Raw genomic sequence first — 17973 nt, 5'->3', positions numbered from 1 at the left:
CACCCCTAATCGAACCAGAGAAGCACGATCCCCGTCACCGCCAGGTTGAGCAGAGCCAGAGGGACCAGGCTCTTCCACCCGAGACCCATCAGCTGGTCGTAGCGGAACCGGGGAAGGGTCCAACGGACCCAAATGAACAGGAACGTAAAGGCGAGGGTCTTCCCGAGAAGGAAAGCCCCCTGCACCAAGGCGATCAGCACCTGCGCCCCCCAAGGGGGGAGAGTCGAGAGAAAGGCGAGCAGGATCAGCGAGACGGCGGCGGTAAAGAGAAAGATCATCTGCAGCACCGTCGCCTCGCGGCTCCGCCGGTCCCGGTAGAGGCGGGCGAGCCTCCCCTTGTATCCCTGCGCGATGAGAGCCGCGACGATGCAAAACGCCGCCAGCGCCCCGAAGGCGACCCGCGCTACGAGGGGCGCGTTCGCCCGGAGCGCCTCGGTGCCGATCCAGGGGACCTGCCAACCGCCGAAGAAGAGCGAGGCCGCCACGGCGCTTCCGGTGAACATGGACGCGTACTCGGCCATGAAAAAGGACGCGAAACGCATGCTCGAATATTCGACGTGAAAACCGATAATCTCGGACTCCCCCTCCGGCAGGTCGAAGGGGTTTCGGTTCGTTTCGGCGAAGAGGGCGATCAGGAAGAGGACGAAGCCGACGGGCTGGAGGAACACGTTCCAGCGGGGGAGGAAACCGAAGAGAACGCCGCTCTGACCGGCGACGATTTCGCCCGGGTCGAGCGTGCCGGCCACGAGGACCACGCCGACCAGCGAGAGGCCGAGCGCCAGCTCGTAGCTCACCATCTGCGCCGCCGATCGGAGGCCGCCGAGGAGCGCGTAGCCGTTGTGGGATGCCCAGCCGGCGATCACCACCGCGTACACGTGGAACCCGGTCACCGCCAGGATGTAGAGGATTCCCGCGTTCAGCGTCAGCGCCCGCATCGGCAGAGCGCGGCCGCCGAAGTGGAGCGTGTCCGCCAGCGGAAGAATGGCGAAGGCGAGCAGGGAGACGAAGAGCGCCAGGAAGGGGGCGAGCGTGTAATAGAAGCGGTCCGCCCTCTCCGGCGTCAGGTCCTCCTTGGTGATCAGCTTCACCACGTCCGCGAAGGGGTGGACCAGCCCGCCGAGCCGGAGGCCGAGGATCTCCGCGCGGTTCGGTCCCGTCCGGTCCTGGATGAAAGCGCTCATCTTCCTCTCCGCCCAGACGAGGAGGGGAATCGACATGAGCGGCGCCAGGGCGGCGGCGAAGGCGAGCGCGGCGACGACGGTCACGTCAACCCACACGGCCGTCCTCCTCCCTTCCGCGGGCCGGATCGAGCTGCGGCGCCTCGCGAAGAACCGCGGCGCGGAGTGTCCCCGCGTCCACCGGGCCGAGGTCGGCGCCGAGCGCGGCGGCGATCCCCGCGAGCGCCTCGGCCACGCTCCGGGAATCCCCCACCGGCCGCAGCACCGGATGGAAGGTCTGGGTGATCCCCTCGAAGTTGGTCCAGCTCCCCTCCGTCTCCGCGTAGGTCGCCACCGGAACGCGGAGTCCCGCCGCCGAGGCGGTGGCGTCCCGGTTCGACGCGAGCACGATCACTTTCTTCCCCGTAAGAAGCTCCTTCGCCTCCGGCCGGTCGCCCAGGAGATCGTTCTCGATCACGAGCACCAGATCCGGCCCGGCGCGGAGCGCCTCCTCCGGTCCGCCGGCGAGGCCGAGCGTCTCCATGCCGCGCCGGTTCGGATTCCGGTCGGGCCGCTTCAGGATCGCGTCCCCCTCCCACGGCTCCCGGAAGGAGCCGCCGGCGATCCGCGCCTCGGGAAGCGCCTTCTCCCGAAAGAGACGGAGCGCGAAGAGACTCTCGTTCGACATGCGCGGCGACGCGACCAGAAGGGGCGCCTTCGCCTCCCGCAGCAGGCGCGCCGCCTCCCGGTCCGCCTCCTCCGGACGGAGCCGGCCCGACGGACCCTCGGCGGAAAGGAGACGATTTTCATTGATCCATCGATAATCAAGCCGGCCGAAATCGCAGATCCAATACCGGTTGACCCGGAGGTTCTCCCGCGGGCGGATCCTCTGCACTTCGTTTTGGTACTGCTCGATATGGATCGAGCATCCCCGCTCGCAGCCCGGGCAGACCGACTCGGCGGTCTTCAGGAACCAGACCCGCACCTTGAAACGGAAATCCCTGCTGGTGAGGGCGCCGACGGGGCAGATGTCGATCACGTTCCCCGAATAGGGGTTCTCGAGGCGCCGTCCCGGAAAGGCGGTGATCTCCGCGTGACCGCCCCGGTTTTTGATCGCCAGTTCCTCCACGCCGGCCACGTCCCGGCAGAAGCGGACGCAGCGGGAGCAGAGGACGCAGCGCTCCGCGTCGAGAACCACGAGCGGCCCCAGGTCCACCCTCTTCGGCTTGTGGATCTTCTCCTCGAGCTCGACGCGCGAGGGTTGCAGGTCGTGGCGCATGTAGTACTCCTGGAGCATGCACTCGCCGGCCTGGTCGCAGATGGGGCAATCGATGGGATGGTTCACGAGGAGAAACTCCATCACCCGGCGTCTCTCCTCGAGGACCCTCTCCGACTCGGTGTGGACCACCATCCCCTCCTGGACGGGCGTGGTGCAGGAGGTTTGCAGCTTGGGCATCTTCTCGATCTCCACCACGCACATGCGGCAGTTCCCCTCCGGCTTCAACCCCGGATGGGAACAGTAACGGGGGATGTCGACGCCGTGGAGACGCGCCGCGTCGATGAGCAGCATCCCTTTGGGCGCTTCTCGCTCCACGCCGTTCAACGTGAATCGGACCGTCTCCACGCCGCCGCTCACGCCGCCCCCTCCCTTCCCGCGCCGGAAACACGCGCCTCGAACTCGCCGCGGAACTTCGAGAGGAAGCTGAGCACCGGCATCGCCGCGGCGTCGGAGAAGACGCAGATCGTGTTCCCCGTGATTCCGTGCGCCAGGTCCTCCAGCTTTTCCAGGTCCGCCCGTCCGCCCCTCCCCTCGGCGATCTTATGGAGCGTGCGCGCGATCCAGATGACCCCCTCCCGGCAGGGGGTGCACTGCCCGCACGACTCGTGGGCATAGAAGCGGATCAGCACGTCCAGCGCCTTCACCATATCCGTCGTCTCGTCCATCACGATCACGCCGGCGCTGCCGAGCATGGAGCCCGCCTCCTGGACCGATTCAAAATCGAGAGTGACCGCCATCGCCTCTTCGGCGGTCAGCACCGGCGTGCTCGACCCGCCCGGGATCACCGCCTTCAGCCGTTTCCCCCCGCGCACGCCGCCGCAGAGATCCTCGATCAACGCGCGCATCGGAACGCCCATGGCGAGTTCGAAGAGACCGGGACGCTCCACGTGGCCGGATACGCCGAAGAGCCGCGTCCCGGGGCTCTTCTCCGTGCCGTGGGCGCGATACGCCTCGGCGCCGCTCGTCAGGATGAAGGGGAGGTTGGCGAGGGTCTCCACGTTGTTGATCACCGTCGGCTTTCCGAAGAGTCCCGCGTCGGTCGGGAAGGGGGGCTTGATCCGCGGCTGTCCCTTTCGCCCCTCCAACGAGTTCAGAAGCCCCGTCTCCTCGCCGCAGATGTAGGCGCCGGCGCCGCGGTGGATGGTGAGGTCGATCGGATGCCCCGAACCCGCCGCGTCGGGGCCGAGAAGTCCCGCGCGATACGCCTCCGCCGCCGCGTCCCGGATCCGCCGGTAGGGAAGATCGAACTCCCCCCGGATGTACAGATAGGCGTGGGCGCACCGGATCGCGCGGCAGGCGATCAGGATCCCCTCGATGAGAAGGTGCGGATCCCTCTCGAGGATCAGACGGTCCTTGAAGGTGCCCGGCTCGCTCTCGTCGGCGTTCACGCAGAGATAGGTGACGTCCCTTTCCTTCCGGAGGAAGCTCCACTTGAGACCGCAAGGAAAACCGGCGCCCCCCCGCCCGCGGAGGCCCGATTCCTTGACGAGCGCCGTCACCGCCTCCGGCTCCATGGCGAAAGCCTTCCGCGCCGCGTCGTACCCGCCGGCGGCGCGGGCCCCCTCCAGGGTGTGCGAGTCGGTGTCGTTCATCCGGGCGGTGATCACCCGGGTCTCCGCGATCATTCCTTCATCCACTCCTCGAGAAGGGCGTCCACCTTCTCGACGGTCAGGTTCTCGTAATAGGTGCGGTTCACCTGCATCACCGGCGCGGTGGCGCAGGAAGCGAGGCACTCCACCACGCTCAGCCGGAAACGGCCGTCTTCGGTGCGCATCCCGGCGCGTATCCCGAGCCTCTTCTCGATGTGGGCGCGAATCTCCTCCGCGCCGCGGAGCGTGCAGGAGAGCCCTTGGCACACCTGGATGTGATAGCGGATCGGCCGCTCCGTCTCGAACATGGTGTAGAAGGTGACCAGAGAGTAGACGTGGGCCGGCGTGGCGCCGCAGGTTTCCGCCACCAGTTCCATCGCCTCCGGCGAGATCCAGCCGAAGTCCCTCTGGGCGAGCCAGAGGACCGGCAGGAGCATCCCGTGGGGGTGCGGGTAACGCCCGCGCAGCTCCTCGATCTCCCGCCGCGTCTCTTCCTTCCACGCGGGCCGCGCGCTTTTCTCCGCGGCGCTCATCGGTCCAACTCCCCGGCGATGATGTTCAGGCTCCCCAGCACGGCGATGGCGTCCTGGATCATCCCCCCCTCGACGAGGCGCTCGAAGGCGGAGAAGACATAGAAGCAGGGAGGGCGCACCTTGACCTTATAGGGGCGGCCCGTCCCGTCGCTCACCGTGAAAAAGCCCAGCTCGCCGTTCGCCGCCTCGATCGCCCCGTAGCACTCGCCGGCGGGGGGCCGGATCCCGTACATGGTGAGCATGAAGTGGTTCATCAGCGCTTCGATGTTCTCGTAAACCTCCCGCTTCGGCGGCAGGACCACACGGGGGTCGTCGATGTTCGCCGGGCCTCCGGGGAGGCGCGTGAGCGCCTGCTCCACGATCCGGAGAGATTGGCGGACCTCCTCGAAACGGACCCAGATCCGGTCGTAGGTGTCGCCCTTCTCGCCGACCACCACGTCCCAGTCATACGTTTCATACCCGTAATAGGGCTCGTCCTTGCGGAGATCGTTCTGCACGCCGGCGGCGCGGAGGCAGGGCCCTGTGAAGCCGTGAGAGATCGCGTCGGCCGCGGAAATCGCCCCGACGCCGACGGTCCGGTCGAGGAAGATCCGGTTGCGCGCCACCATCTTTTCCACGTCGGCGAGAGCCCGCGGCACCGAGCGGAGCACTTCCCGCACCCCCTCGGCGAATCCCTCGTGCAGGTCGTGGGAGGAGCCGCCGATCCGGAAATAGCAGTGGGTGAGCCGGGCGCCGCAGAGCGCCTCGATCACGTTGTAGATCTTCTCCCGCTCGTTGAAGAGATACCAGTAGTTGGTGAGCGCGCCCAGGTCGACCAGGTTGGCGGCGAGCTGCACGCAGTGGTCCATGATCCGGCCCAGCTCGAGCAGGATCACGCGAATCGCCGCGCCCCGCGGCGTGATCTCCACGCCGAGCATCTTCTCCACCGTCCGGCAATAGCCCACGTTGTTCATCACCGAACTGCAGTAGTTCAGACGGTCCGTGTAGGGGATCACCTGGGTGTAGTTCCCCTTCTCGGCGCTCTTCTCGAAACCCCGGTGCAGGTAGCCGATCTCGGGGACGGCGTGACGGATCGTCTCCCCGTCCAGGTCGAGGAGCACGCGGAGCGCGCCGTGCATCGCCGGATGGGAGGGGCCGAGGTTGATCAGCATCGACTCCCGCTCGCCGGGCTCCGGATCGGCGGCGCGCTTCTTCTCCATCTCGTCCAGGAGGTCGTCCGGCTCGGAGAGCCACTGCTGCTTCTTGATGTCGTAGTCGCGCCGGAGCGGGTGGCCGACGAAATCTTTGTGGTTCAAGATCCTTTTGCAGTTGGGGTGGCCGCGGAAGCGGACACCGTACTGGTCGAAGACCTCCCTCTCCCCCCATTCGGCGGCCCGCCAAATCCCGCTCGCCGACTCGGCGACCGGGTCCTCCGCGGGAATCCGCGCCTGGACCCGGACGCGCAGCCCCCCCAGCGAGGGCCGCATGTTGTAGACGAGGTCGAAGCGCGGCTCCCGGTCGGGGAGTTCGAGGCGGTCCACCACGGTCGTGTCCAGGAGCATGTCGAAGCCGTGATCGTCCCGGAGGGCGCGGAGCGCGGCGGGAAGGTGTTCCCTCTCGGTCCGGAAGACCAAGTCGCCGAAGGGGTTTCCCTCGACGCGAACCTTCCCTTCCATCGAGGCGAGAAAGCGTTCTTCCCAGCCTTTCCCCGGGTCCTTCACGCCCCCTCCCCCTTCTTTTCCTCCTCCATCCGGATCACCTGCGCCTTGCTCGGGATCCCCTCGGTGATTCGGCGCTGCAGTTCCACCAGGGCGTGCATCACCGCTTCGGGGCGGGGCGGACAGCCGGGTATGTACAGGTCCACGGGGACCACCGAGTCGATCCCCTGCAGGGTGCAATAGTTGTCGTAGAAGGCGCCGGCGCTGGCGCACGCCCCCATGGCGATCACCCACTTCGGCTCCGCCATCTGATGGTAGATGCGGCGGAGAATCACCGCCTGCTTGTGCACGATGGTGCCGGAGACGATCAGGAGATCGCTCTGACGAGGAGAGAAGCGGACCACCTCGGCGCCGTAGCGGGAGAGGTCGAATGGGGAGGCGACCACCGCCATGAACTCGATGGCGCAGCAGGCGGTGCCGTAGGGGAGCGGCCAGAGGGAGTTCTTCCGCCCCCAGGCGAGGAGCGCGTCGACGCGGGTGGTCAGCGCTCCGCCGGCGGCGACCTTCTCGATTCCGTTCAGTCCCACTCGAGCGCCCCCCGTTTCCACACGTAGATCAGGCCGAGGACGAGCATCCCCAGGAAGATCGACATCTCGATCAGGCCGAAGAGGCCGAGCCGGCGGTAGATCGCCGCCCACGGGAAGAGGAAGACCGCCTCCACGTCGAAGAGGAGGAAGAGCACCGCGACCAAGTAGTATTTGACCGGAACGGGATCGCGCGGCGGTGCGGTTTGGGGGATGCCGCATTCATAGGGCTCCGCCTTCTCCCTCTCCCGGCGCCGGGGTCCGACGAGGAAGGAGACGAACAGGAGCGCGGCCGGTATGGCGAGTGCCAGCGCGACGACGATGAGAAGGGGAATATAGGGATTCATTGAGAAAGGTTTCCCCGCACGACTTGACGGAACCGCGGCCGCCGGGGCGCGCCGCACCCTCCGATTCGATGCCCGCCGATCGGATTGGACTATAGGGAGGGGCGCGCGAAGGGTCAAGCGGAAAGGGGGCGGGGATCCGGGGTTAGGGGATTCTGGGGAAGGGGGGCGCGTCCTCTTCCACGACCGCACAGGAAAGAGTACCTCTGTCTACGCCTACGCACCCCTCCCGATGCATACCGGATGGCCCAAACCCGGTCTTACCGGATTTCGTCCGAACGGTGATCGCGACCAACTTGCCCGACGGGGAATTCTGCCCGTTAATCGCCATGTCCATGCAGATCAAAGGAAGCTGTAAAACACGATTGCGAAAACGCACAGAACGGCGGTGGTCTTCACCTCCTTGTGTCCCGAGAGATCCTGCGCGGCAGAATCCCCGATCCAGCGGTGGACTTCCTGAGGAATATAAACAGCGAATGTTTTGATGTCAAATGACTATTCGTACCCGATACCTCCTTGCCGTGTTCGAAAAGAATCCGGTATCGAGAGGGAGCGTTGCGCTTGGTGGTCCGCGGCCTCGAAAAAGCAGGTGAGAGATTCGGAGTACGTCGATCAAGAAGCTTCGGAAGACGATTCTCGAGAAAAAAAGCGGGGAAGGGGATCGGGCGTGATCTCCTCCCCCGCGGGCGCGAGGCTTGGGGCGGCGCTTTCTCTAGCGCCACCGATGCTGGCGCCGACCACCGAGGTTTTCGATCCCGGCGATCGGCTTGCAGCAGAGGTCGGCGTAGTCCTCCACGGAATAGCGCATTCCGCAGACGACGCAGCGGTATTCGCCGCTGGGCGTCGACTTCTCCTCAATCCGCGACGGATTGATGACGGTCTCGTCTGGATGATTTTTTTGAATCACTTCTCCACTTCCTCGACTTTCCGACGGGGAGAATGATCGCGCAAGGGGATGGATTGTGCGAACGCGCTGGGGCCGCCCCGTGGGAGGGAAAAGCGCTGCCCGGGCCGGGGTCGAGCGGCCTCGACGCAATCTGATGTACCATAACACAATCGGAGCGTGGAATCAACCTTATCCGTCGGCGGGGGCGATTTTACCGATCAGAGTGTGCGTGGTGGCCCTCTCCACGAGTACCCGGACAAGGTCCCCGGGAGCGGCCTCCGGGGCGGGGAAGACGACGCCGCTCCCGCCGGGCGTGCGCCCGAAGGCGTCCCGCGCCGATTTCCGGCTCCGCCTCTCCACCAGCACCTCTACCCTGTTCCCCACCTCTTCCTCCAGTCTCTCCCGGGAGATGCGGCGCTCCACCTCCACCAGACGTTCCACCCTCTCCCTCTTGACCGGTTCCGGCACGTCGTCTGCGTAGCGGCGGGCGGCGATGGAGGGGCGGCGCACGGAGTAGGCGAAGGTGAATGCGGAGTGGAAGCGCACCTCCTCCATCACGTCGAGAGTGGCTTGGAAGTCTTCCTCCCTCTCGCCCGGGAATCCGGCGATGACGTCGGTGGTGAGCGCCGCTTCCGGCACGGCGGCCCGAATACGCCCCACCAGCGCCAGGTAATCCCGGCGGCCGTAGCCGCGGCCCATCCTCTCCAGCACGGGATCGCTCCCCGATTGGAGGGGGAGGTGGACATGGGGAGATGCGGCCGGCTCCCCGGCGATGGCGGCGAGGAGCTCGTCCGGGAAATCCTTCGGGTGGGGCGACGTGAAACGAACCCGTAGAATGCCCGGCACGCGGCAGGCGGCGCGGAGAACGGCGGCGAAGTCGGCGTCGCCGCTCCGGTAGGAATTGACGTTCTGTCCGAGGAGGGTGACCTGGCGAAATCCCTCCGCGGCGGCGCGGCGCACCTCGCGAAGGATCGATTCGGGGGAGCGGCTTCTCTCCCGGCCGCGCGCGAATGGGACGACGCAGTAGGCGCAGAAGTTGTCGCACCCGCGGGTCACCGTCACCCAGGCGTTCGCGCCGGGGCGGCGGACCGGATCGATCCGGTCGTAGTCGTCGACCCGGAGAAGGCGGGTCTCCCGGACCCGCCTCCCCCCGCGCGCCTCGGCGAGGAGACGGGGGATGGAGCGGTAGGCGTCCGGCCCGGCGGCCAGGTCCGCGTCCCAAGGCGGGCGGAGGAGCGCGTCCTTGCGAATCTGGGCGACGCAGCCGAGAACACCGACCAGGAAACCGGGGCGCCGCGCGCGGATCGCCTTCAGGTCCTCGACCCTTTGGAGCACCCGGTTCTCGGCGCCGGCGCGGACGGCGCACGTGTTCACCAGAACCGCGTCCGCTTCCTCCGCGGAAGATGCCGCGCCGATCCCCTCCTCCGCCAGTATACGGGCCACCACCTCCGAGTCCGCCTCGTTCATCTGGCAACCGTAGGTTTCTATATAAACCTTCAACGAAGGTCCCCCTCCGCCGTTCCGATCGCGCCGTCTCTCTCCGAGGAGTCGATCCGCACCGCGACGATCCGGTTCGCGAGGTCCCGGTCGTCCCGGGCGGCGACGCGTGCGTAGTTGGGCGCGTGGCCGATCCACCGCCCGGCGCGGTCCCGCGTCTCGAAGAGCGTCTCCAGCCTCTCCCCCCGGTAGCGTCCGTGAAAGGCGCGCCGCTTCGCCCGCCCGAGAGCGCGCGCATCCTCGCTCCGCCGCCGAATCGTTTCGGGATGAACCTTTTCGTCGAGCCGCGCCGAGCGCGTGCGGGCGTGCTCGGAGTAGGCGAAGACATGTACGTTGACGAAGGGGTAGTCCTCCAGAATCGCCAGGGTCCGGCGGAAAGCGGCGTCCGTCTCGCCGGGGAAACCGACCAGCACGTCGGTGCCGATTCCCAGGTCCGGCACGCGGGCGAGAAAGGTCTCGAGGAGGCGCCGGAAGTCGCCCGCGCCGTAGGGGCGGTTCATGGCGCGGAGCACGCCGTCGTCGCCGCTCTGGAGAACCACATGCACGTAGGGGCAGAGCTTTTCGGAGCACGACATGCGCGCCACCAGCGCGGGGCTGACGCTCATCGGTTCGATGGAGCTGATCCGGATCCTCTCCAGCCCCGGGATCTCCTCGAGGCGTTCGATCAAACCGGCGAGGTCGGCGCCGTCGTCCCGGTAGAGACCCAGGTTGACGCCGGAGAGGACGATCTCGCGGTGCCCCCGCGCGGCGAGATCCCGCGCCTCGCGCAGGCAGTCCCCGGCGCGGCGGCTGCGCGAGCGCCCGCGGGCGTAGGGGATGACGCAGAAGGAGCAGAAGACGTCGCAGCCGTCCTGGATCTTCAGGTTCGCCCTCGTGGAGAGGGAGAGGCCGGCCCCCTCTTCGGTGAAGGGTTCCCGTTCGATGGGGGAGCGCACGGCCGCGGGCGGGGCGCCGGCGAGAGCGCGCTCGGCCAGCTCCGGGAGGCGCGCCTTATCCGCCGTCCCCACCGCCACCACCACGCCGTCGATCGCCAGAAGGGCTTCCGGATCGAGTTCGGCGTAACAGCCGGTGGCGGCGACCCGCGCCTCCGGGCACCGCTTCCGGAGAAAACGGATCAGGCGGCGGCACTTCCCCTCGCTGCCGAGGGTGACCGAGCAGGTGTTCACCACGAAAAGGTCGGCCGGATCGTTCCGGCCGACGACGCGCCAACCGCGCGCGCGGAAACGGTCGGCGAGAAGGGCCGTCTCCGCCTGGTTGAGACGGCACCCGATGGTGTGTAGCGATACGCGGGCTCCCCCCGCCTCGCCGGGACCGGAAACTCCGGTCATCGGATCGGGGAGCCTCACCCGCCGCCGGAGGGGGCGCAACCGCCGTCGCCGCCGGAGCGCCGCCCGCCGCCCCCGCTGACGGAAAAGCCTGTGATCCGACGGTGCACGCGCGCGCCGTCGCACTTCTCGCAGCGCACCTCTTCATCTTTCCAAACGAGGGCGTCGAAAACGTGCCCGCAGTCGTCGCATTGGTACTCGAAGATGGGCATCCTTCCTCCCTGTCCGGCCGATCGCCGGCACCGAAAAAAACGGCGCGGTCCACGCCGCCGTCGACCCTTTATTGTAATGCGCGATCGGCGAAGGGGCAACGGGATCCCGCCGGAATGGTGGGCCGGCGGGCGTCAGGCGAGGGTGAGCATCCGGTCCAGCGCCTTCCGGGCGGGGAGGGCGATTTCCGCCGGGACGACGATGCGGTTCACCGCCTCCCCCTCCAGGAGGCGCTCCAAAACATGGAGCAGTTTTTTCGGCGTGATCCGGTTCATGGTGGGGCAGACGGAGGGCTCCGTCGTGAGATTGATCACCTTCCGGTCCTCGTAGGCGTGGGCGAGGCGGTTCACCAGGTGCCATTCCGTTCCGATCGCCCAAGTCAACCCCGCCCCCCCTTCGCGAACGGCGCGGATGATCTGTCCCGTCGAGCCGGAGGCGTCCGCCCTCTCCACCACCTCGGCGGGGCATTCGGGATGGACCATCACACGGATTCCGGGGTGGGCGAGACGAACCGCGTCGACGTGCTCCGGCCGGAAGTGCGTGTGGACGTCGCAACGCCCCTTCCAGAGGATCACCCGCGCGCCGGCCAAGCGGTCCGGGGCGACCCCTCCCCCCGTGCGCGCCGGATCCCATACCGCCGTCTCCTCTTCGCCGATTCCGAGGGAGCGGGCGGTGTTCCGGCCGAGGTGCTCGTCGGGTACGAAGAGGATCCTCTCCCCCCGCCCCAGCGCCCAACGGAAGGCGGAGAGGGCGTTGGCGCTGGTGCACGCGAGACCGCCTCTCTCGCCGCAGAACGCCTTGATCGCCGCGGTGGAGTTGACGTAGGTGATCGGCACGGTGCGCGCCGGCCGGACCGACTCGAACGCGTCCCAACAGAGAGCCACCTGCTCCGCGTCGGCGAAATCGGCGAGGGAACAGCCCGCCTCCAAATCGGGGAGGAGCACCGCCTGGTCGTCATCGGTCAGTATGTCCGCCGTCTCGGCCATGAAATGAACGCCGCAGAAGACGATGAAGGGGCGGTCCTTCTCCTCGGCCGCCTCCCGGGCGAGCTGAAAGCTGTCGCCGGTCCGGTCGGCGAAGCGGAGCACGTCATCCCGTTCGTAGTGGTGCCCCAAGACGAGAACCCGGTCGCCGAGCCTCTCACGGGCGCGGGCGATCCTCTCCAGCGTCTCCGCGGAGGTCTCTCGGTCGGACCCGCTCATCCTCCCCCTCCGTCAGACGTTGGCCCCACTCCTCCGGCCCCTTGCGAGGAGGGGCGGAAGGCTGAGAACGAGAATCGCCACGATGATCAGCCCCGCGCCGATCAGCTTGAACGCGCTCGGCGGCGACTGCCCGAAGAGGATCGCCAGCGTGAAGGAGGCGAGCACGCCGGCCAGGATGCTCGAGGAACGGTTCACGGGAATGCAGAAGGTGTTCTCCCGGCGATCCAGGTAGATCAGCGTGCCGAAGATACCTGTACCCTGGGAGAAGACGCCGGCGAGGATCACCCATCCGACGATCCCCTTCGGGACGTTGTGGAAGCCCTGCCGAATCAGATCCATCATCTCCCCGCGGCCGACCAGCGCCAGGAGCGTGAGGACCACCATTAGGAAGGGAGTGGCCACCATCTGCTCCTCCACGAAGTAGCGGATGTTGGTGGCGGTGTCCGCCGACTTGGCGATCCGGCTCATGAACTGGAAGCGGACGAAATAGGCGGCCAGGTAGGCGGCGATGTCGATCGCGCAGAGAACGCTGATCGCGTAGCCCCCCTTCTCGGCGAAGGCGACCACCAGCGCCGCGAGGCTGAGCAGCATGCCGGTGGCGGAAAACCAACGCACCTTCCGGCCGGTGATGGTGTCCACGATGGGGCCGAGGATCAGCACGCCGCCCCGCATGAGCAGCATGACGAAGACGATGGAGACGCCGCTGAAGGTGTAAGCCAAGTTGGTGGTGACGATCACCGTGGCGGTGCAGATTCCCGAGAGGGCGGTCCAGAGCGTCGGGAAGGGGATACGAACGCCGCCGAAAACCTCTTTTTTGTGCGGGTATTTCCACCATCCGATGGCGGTGATGAAGATGAACATGGCGACCAGGGACGAAGCCACCTGGAGCGGCTGCAGAGTGAGACCGGCCACGCCTCCGTCCATGCCGGGGAGGAGCCCGTTGGATAGCGCCTTGACCAGGGCGCTGTACGGCCAGTAACAGGCGAAGTAGCCGAAGGCCATCCACCAGATGTTTACGCGGGGTGTGCGGGCCGACTCCGTCACGACGCGCTCCTTTCCGTTCGGTACGGGGGCGATCCTGCTCCGCCGGGGGGCGAAGGATGGACCGGTATTCTACCAAAGCGCGCCTCCGGCGTGTCAAGGCGCGCGACGAACGCGGGGTTCGCCGCCCGGAGCGGCGGACGCTTCAGATTTTAAGTAAGATTTTCGGGTTACCGTCGATCTTCTTCTCGAAGGCGTCCGGCTCGAAGCCGGCCAGATCCACGACGGTTCCGTCCCCCTCGCGGAGGATGATCTCCCAGATCCTCTCCTGGATCCGGTTGTTCTTGGACTCCAGGAGCCCCTTGGTGATGTACCAGGTCTGAAAGATGCGCCGTCCGATGACGGTGTGGATGGTCACGCCGTCCATGATGGTGCGGTCGAGGCGCTGAATGGTGAAGTCACCCGCCTTGAGGCCGAAGAGGATCACTTCGCCGCCCCGCCGGACGGAGCGGAGGGCGTTGTTCACCGAACCGTTGGGGCCGGCCATCTCGATGCAGACGTCGGGGCCCTCGGGGGGACACATCCTTTTCAGTTCGGCGACCACCTCCGGATCCGCCTTCCAGGAGTCGGGCCCGGAGGCGGGCTCGAAGGAGAGGACGTCGTCGGCGCCGAGCGTGAGGGCCATCTCGCGGTGGGTCTTGTCCGGCTCGACGCCGATGACGCGGCTCGCGCCGAGGGCGTGGGCGATCAGTATGGTGAAGAGGCCGATGGTGCCGCAGCCGAAGACGGCGACGGATTTGCCGTTGAGGTCGGTCTTGGTGGAGACGTGCACGGCGTTGCCGAAAGGTTCCTGGAGGGCTCCCACCTCGGGGCGGATACGCCGGGTGTCCGTGGGCCAGAGGGTCTGGGCGGGGAGCTTGATCTGCTCGGCGAAGCAGCCGTCGCGGCTGATGCCGATGATGATGTCGTCGGAGCAGATGTGGGTCTCGCCGGTGCGGCAATGGAAGCACTTGCCGCAGATGATGTGGGATTCGGTGGAGACGATGTCGCGGGGACGGTAACCGTATTTGCGGGCCGCCAGGGTGCCGACGTCGACGATCTCGCCGAGCATCTCGTGGCCGATGACGCGCTTGGTCTTTCCCTCGGCTTCGAGGGAATGCAGGATGCTTTCGCCGAAGGCGCGGCGGTGCCAGATGCTCCTGTCGGAGCCGCAGAAACCGGCGAAGATGGGTCGAACGACGACCTGTTCGGCGTCGGCGGGATCTTCTCGCTCTTGTAAAACGGGACGGGGAACGTCTTCCAGACGCAGCCCTTTGGATCCTTCCCAGTCGTCCCTCTCATTGTCGAAAACCAAAGCGCGCATGGTCTTTTTCATCGATTCGTTCCCCCGGTTCGGTTGGGAATTGATGGTAGACCCGCGCGCGGACGGCGTCAAGACGGGGGGAAAGGGGGGCGGCGGTGAGGATGGCGGGAGAGGGTGAGGGTGCCTTTATCGGTATCGAAATCGGATTCCCCCTTCCCCACCGCCCCCCCTTCCCGGAAAGTCGAAACAGGTCCGCCCCTTCCTATGATACGCTGTAAAAGAGTGACTCGCGGAAGGCGCCTGTGGCCGATCGCGGCGCGCGAAATCGTGTATGAGACGCGGCGGATAGTCCGCGCGAGCGACAATCCGTCCTCCGCCCGCAACCTCTCTTCAGGAAAGGGGACCACCGTGCGGAAAAGAAGTTTCCCGAAGAGCCTGCTCCTCGTCGTGCCGTTTCTCGTCATGGCCGCCCACGCGGCGGAAGCCTCGGATCCCTCCGTCCCCTTGAGCGAGGAGGAGGTCACCCTGGACAAGATCAAGACGTTTTTCGACGCGGCGTTCTTGAAGGCGGAGTTCGACTCGGACGGAGATCTGAAGATCGATGACGAGGGATTGATCTCTTACATCAAGATCGACGCGGAGAAGAAACTGATCACCTATTTTTCTCCGTGGGCGATGAAGGCCAGCATCCCGGATCTCAAGAAACTGGAGTTCATCAACGATCTGAATGACGGCCTGGTCCTGGCCCGCTTCTGCATGCCCCGATCGACGACTCTCTGGTGCGATTATCAGCTGCTCTACGACGGGGGCATCACGCCTTACACGATCATCAGCAACTACCGGCTTTTCGCGAAGGTCGTCAAGGGGGCCATCATCACCAAGGACACGGACAACATCGTCGGATCGGACTGAGACGGGGCTATTCCCCTTTCACTTGCGGCCCTCCCTTCGGGCACGGTCCGAAACCCGACGTTTGCGGACGGCATGAATCCAAGCGGCCACTCGGGGGGACGGACAGAAACAAACCTCCCGTTACGGAATCGGAGGATGCGAAAATGAAGAGGGTGCTGAGCGCGGGGCTTGCGGGCGGAGTGGTTCTTCTTGTGTGGTTCGTCGTCGTCAACGGTCTCTTGGGATTCAAGGGCCGCATCGACATGAAACCCCTTCCCGACGAACGCCTGGTCTATGAGGTGCTGAGGGAAAACGTGCCGGAACCGGGGAAGTACGCCTGCAACCCCGAGCTTACCGGAGACCGGAGGTTCATCGGGGATGCTCCGGTGTTCGGCGTCCATTACAGCGGGCTGGGCCACGATGACGCCGGGCGGGAGAGTCTCGTCGGTCTGGCGGTCTTCCTTCTCGCCCCGATCCTCGGCGCGTGGCTGCTCTCCCGGGCGTCCGACGGGGTTCTCGCGCGCTTCGGGAGCAGGTTCCTCTTCTTCGCGACCATCGGAGTCGTGATCGGCCTGATCGGTTTCCAAGCGAGGTTCGGCATAGGCGGTTACTCCTTCGGGGACGCGGCGGCGCTCACGATCCACGACATCGCCGCTTGGGCGGTCGCCGGGCTCGCCGTGGCCGGGCTGCTGAAACCCGCGAGGGGCCGCCCGGAGTGAGCGGCGGTTCCGGAAAACACCGAGAGATGCGAAGTCGCCGGGCCCCGATGGCGTAATCTCCTCACGAGGGACACTACATGTTCCGCATACGACGGATCTACGACGCCAACAACCCGACGAACGCGAAGGCGGTCGACCGGGTCCAGCAGATCCTCCGCGACCAATTTCCGACGCTGCATCCCGACGACGTGGACAAGCTCCCCGAGCAGCTGAAGAACCCCATGAAATACCGTTTCCGATCCATCCTCTTCATCGCGGACAGCGGTAAAGGGGAGATCACCGGCTTCGCCCTTCTCCTGCACGCGCCCGATCTGGACTTCTGTTTCCTCGACTACATTTCCGCCGCCAAGCACCTGACCGGCCGGGGGGTCGGGGGCGCTCTCTACGAGCGCGTCCGCGAAGAAGCCGTCCTTCTGAAAGCGAAGGGTCTCTTCTTCGAATGTCTTCCGGACGATCCCCTTCTCTGCAAGGACCCCGTGCTGTTGAAGCAGAACCGGGCCCGGCTGAGGTTCTACGAGAAATACGGCGCCACGCCGATGATCGGCACCCGGTACGAAACCCCGATCGGCGAGGGGGATGACGGCCCCCCCTATCTCGTCGTGGACGGTCTCGGCAAGGAGAGAAAATTCAAAAGAGACGAGATGCGGCGGATCGTCGAAGCCGTTCTGGAGCGGAAGTATCGCGACGTCTGCGACGAGGAATATGTCGGCATGGTTCTCGGTTCGATCACCGACGACCCCGTCCGTTTCCGGCCGTCGAAATACGCCCCGCCCGCCCTCGCCGAGAAAGCGAAGCCGCCCCTCCCCGCCGACAGGCTCATCGTGCTGGTGTTCAATCACCAGCACGCCATCCATCACGTGCAGGAGAGGGGCTACGTGGAATCGCCCGTCCGCGTGCGCGCCATTCTGTCGTCCCTCGACAAGACCGGTCTCTTCCGGAGCGTTCCGCCCAGGCGTTTCGCCGAGCACAACATCACCGCCGTGCACGACCGCGGGTTCTACGACTATCTGCGAAAAGTGTGCGCCTCCATCCCGGAGAAAGAGTCGGTTTACCCCTACGTGTTTCCGATTCGAAACAATACCCGTCCGCCCAAGGAGCTTCCCATGCGTGCGGGCTACTACTGCATCGACACCTTCACGCCGCTCAACAAGAACGCCTATCTCGCGGCGCGCGCGGCGGTGGACTGCGCCCTCACGGCGGCCAAGGCGGTCCTCGACGGTTCGTACCTCGCCTACGCCCTGGTGCGGCCGCCGGGCCATCACGCGGAACGCGACGTGTTCGGCGGGTTCTGCTATTTCAATTCCACCGCGATCGCCGCCGACTACCTGAGCCGTCACGGTAAAGTCGCCATTCTCGACATCGATTATCACCACGGCAACGGCCAACAGAGCATCTTCTACAACCGGAGCGACGTGTTGACGGTCTCCTTGCACGGACATCCGCGGCACGCCTATCCGTTCTTCAGCGGATTCGAGGAGGAAAAAGGAGAGGGCGGGGGCGAAGGATTCAACGTGAACTACCCCCTCCCCGAGAATCTGTCGAACGAGAAGTACGTCGCCATGCTGAAAAAAGCGCTCCAGGTGATTCGCAGGTTCGAGCCGGGATTTCTTGTCGTCGCCCTCGGTCTCGACACCGCCCGCGGTGACCCCACCGGATCGTTGTCGCTGGACGCCGAGGATTTCCACACCATCGGCGGGATGATCGGCGAACTCCCCTACTCCACCCTTTTCGTGCAGGAAGGGGGATACAAGACGAGGACGATCGGCAAGAACGCCCGGTCCTTCTTTCGCGGCGTTTGGGAAGAATCCTTCACGATGTGACGCGGGTGAGCCGGCG

General features: G+C 66.1%; 17 protein-coding genes. 3 read left to right on the top strand and 14 right to left on the bottom strand.

Annotated elements, in window-relative coordinates; genetic code table 11:
• Positions 1 to 5 precede the first annotated feature (5 nt).
• From JW958_08190 to JW958_08125, 14 genes are all read right to left on the bottom strand, one after another.
• A complete protein-coding gene (locus JW958_08190) occupies positions 6 to 1277 on the bottom strand; it encodes an NADH-quinone oxidoreductase subunit H (GenBank protein ID MBN1826231.1) in 1272 nt (423 codons plus the stop codon).
• Positions 1267 to 2793, bottom strand: a complete 1527-nt coding sequence (locus JW958_08185; GenBank protein ID MBN1826230.1) for a (2Fe-2S)-binding protein — start codon at positions 2791 to 2793, stop codon at positions 1267 to 1269. The genes JW958_08190 and JW958_08185 overlap by 11 nt, the downstream gene beginning before the upstream one ends.
• On the bottom strand, positions 2790 to 4061 hold the full coding sequence (gene nuoF, locus JW958_08180) for an NADH-quinone oxidoreductase subunit NuoF (GenBank protein MBN1826229.1): 1272 nt from the start codon (positions 4059 to 4061) through the stop codon (positions 2790 to 2792). The genes JW958_08185 and nuoF overlap by 4 nt, the downstream gene beginning before the upstream one ends.
• Positions 4058 to 4558 (bottom strand): NAD(P)H-dependent oxidoreductase subunit E, encoded by a 501-nt coding sequence (locus JW958_08175; GenBank protein MBN1826228.1) that lies wholly within the window; start codon positions 4556 to 4558, stop codon positions 4058 to 4060. The genes nuoF and JW958_08175 overlap by 4 nt, the downstream gene beginning before the upstream one ends.
• The gene (nuoD, locus tag JW958_08170) at positions 4555 to 6213 is read right to left on the bottom strand and encodes an NADH dehydrogenase (quinone) subunit D (GenBank protein MBN1826227.1); all 1659 of its coding nucleotides are present in this window, start codon (positions 6211 to 6213) and stop codon (positions 4555 to 4557) included. Before nuoD ends, JW958_08175 begins: the two co-directional genes overlap by 4 nt.
• Before the next feature lie 41 nt (positions 6214 to 6254).
• Positions 6255 to 6767, bottom strand: coding sequence for an NADH-quinone oxidoreductase subunit NuoB (gene nuoB / locus JW958_08165; protein MBN1826226.1), 513 nt, complete (start codon positions 6765 to 6767; stop codon positions 6255 to 6257).
• A gap of 5 nt (positions 6768 to 6772) precedes the next feature.
• Positions 6773 to 7126, bottom strand: coding sequence for an NADH-quinone oxidoreductase subunit A (locus tag JW958_08160; protein MBN1826225.1), 354 nt, complete (start codon positions 7124 to 7126; stop codon positions 6773 to 6775).
• 709 nt (positions 7127 to 7835) lie between these two features.
• A complete protein-coding gene (locus JW958_08155) occupies positions 7836 to 8030 on the bottom strand; it encodes a hypothetical protein (protein ID MBN1826224.1) in 195 nt (64 codons plus the stop codon).
• A gap of 168 nt (positions 8031 to 8198) precedes the next feature.
• On the bottom strand, positions 8199 to 9509 hold the full coding sequence (miaB, locus tag JW958_08150; GenBank protein ID MBN1826223.1) for a tRNA (N6-isopentenyl adenosine(37)-C2)-methylthiotransferase MiaB: 1311 nt from the start codon (positions 9507 to 9509) through the stop codon (positions 8199 to 8201).
• On the bottom strand, positions 9506 to 10873 hold the full coding sequence (gene mtaB, locus JW958_08145; GenBank protein MBN1826222.1) for a tRNA (N(6)-L-threonylcarbamoyladenosine(37)-C(2))-methylthiotransferase MtaB: 1368 nt from the start codon (positions 10871 to 10873) through the stop codon (positions 9506 to 9508). The genes miaB and mtaB overlap by 4 nt, the downstream gene beginning before the upstream one ends.
• On the bottom strand, positions 10849 to 11043 hold the full coding sequence (locus tag JW958_08140) for a zinc ribbon domain-containing protein (protein ID MBN1826221.1): 195 nt from the start codon (positions 11041 to 11043) through the stop codon (positions 10849 to 10851). Before JW958_08140 ends, mtaB begins: the two co-directional genes overlap by 25 nt.
• A 132-nt stretch (positions 11044 to 11175) precedes the next feature.
• Positions 11176 to 12243: a quinolinate synthase NadA gene (gene nadA / locus JW958_08135; protein ID MBN1826220.1), complete on the bottom strand. Its 1068-nt coding sequence runs from the start codon at positions 12241 to 12243 to the stop codon at positions 11176 to 11178.
• Positions 12244 to 12255: 12 nt separating this feature from the next.
• Positions 12256 to 13287 (bottom strand): hypothetical protein, encoded by a 1032-nt coding sequence (locus JW958_08130; GenBank protein MBN1826219.1) that lies wholly within the window; start codon positions 13285 to 13287, stop codon positions 12256 to 12258.
• A gap of 142 nt (positions 13288 to 13429) precedes the next feature.
• The gene (locus JW958_08125; GenBank protein ID MBN1826218.1) at positions 13430 to 14599 is read right to left on the bottom strand and encodes an alcohol dehydrogenase catalytic domain-containing protein; all 1170 of its coding nucleotides are present in this window, start codon (positions 14597 to 14599) and stop codon (positions 13430 to 13432) included.
• Positions 14600 to 14935: 336 nt separating this feature from the next.
• Here JW958_08125 and JW958_08120 point away from each other — a divergent pair, with 336 nt between their 5' ends.
• The 3 genes from JW958_08120 (at position 14936) to JW958_08110 (ending at position 17957) form a co-directional block, all read left to right on the top strand.
• A complete protein-coding gene (locus JW958_08120; protein MBN1826217.1) occupies positions 14936 to 15439 on the top strand; it encodes a YbjN domain-containing protein in 504 nt (167 codons plus the stop codon).
• Between the two features lie 143 nt (positions 15440 to 15582).
• The gene (locus JW958_08115) at positions 15583 to 16137 is read left to right on the top strand and encodes a hypothetical protein (protein ID MBN1826216.1); all 555 of its coding nucleotides are present in this window, start codon (positions 15583 to 15585) and stop codon (positions 16135 to 16137) included.
• 77 nt (positions 16138 to 16214) lie between these two features.
• Entirely contained in the window at positions 16215 to 17957 is a 1743-nt protein-coding gene (locus JW958_08110) for a histone deacetylase family protein (GenBank protein MBN1826215.1), read from the top strand.
• Positions 17958 to 17973 lie beyond the last annotated feature (16 nt).

Source organism: Candidatus Eisenbacteria bacterium (assembly GCA_016930695.1).
In the GTDB taxonomy this organism is placed as follows: Bacteria; Orphanbacterota; Orphanbacteria; order Orphanbacterales; family Orphanbacteraceae; genus JAFGGD01.
The sequence above is the reverse complement of the archived record's forward strand: the minus strand, read 5'-3'. Positions and strand labels throughout refer to the sequence as shown.

What these genes read in the sequence shown, in the direction of transcription:
- nuoF (MBN1826229.1), bottom strand. Translation starts at nt 4,061, where the DNA reads ATGATCGCGGAGACCCGGGTGATCACCGCCCGGATGAACGACACCGAC.
- JW958_08175 (MBN1826228.1), bottom strand. Translation starts at nt 4,558, where the DNA reads ATGAGCGCCGCGGAGAAAAGCGCGCGGCCCGCGTGGAAGGAAGAGACG.
- nuoD (MBN1826227.1), bottom strand. Translation starts at nt 6,213, where the DNA reads ATGGAAGGGAAGGTTCGCGTCGAGGGAAACCCCTTCGGCGACTTGGTC.
- JW958_08160 (MBN1826225.1), bottom strand. Translation starts at nt 7,126, where the DNA reads ATGAATCCCTATATTCCCCTTCTCATCGTCGTCGCGCTGGCACTCGCC.
- JW958_08140 (MBN1826221.1), bottom strand. Translation starts at nt 11,043, where the DNA reads ATGCCCATCTTCGAGTACCAATGCGACGACTGCGGGCACGTTTTCGAC.
- nadA (MBN1826220.1), bottom strand. Translation starts at nt 12,243, where the DNA reads ATGAGCGGGTCCGACCGAGAGACCTCCGCGGAGACGCTGGAGAGGATC.
- JW958_08125 (MBN1826218.1), bottom strand. Translation starts at nt 14,599, where the DNA reads ATGAAAAAGACCATGCGCGCTTTGGTTTTCGACAATGAGAGGGACGAC.
- JW958_08115 (MBN1826216.1), top strand. Translation starts at nt 15,583, where the DNA reads ATGAAGAGGGTGCTGAGCGCGGGGCTTGCGGGCGGAGTGGTTCTTCTT.
- JW958_08110 (MBN1826215.1), top strand. Translation starts at nt 16,215, where the DNA reads ATGTTCCGCATACGACGGATCTACGACGCCAACAACCCGACGAACGCG.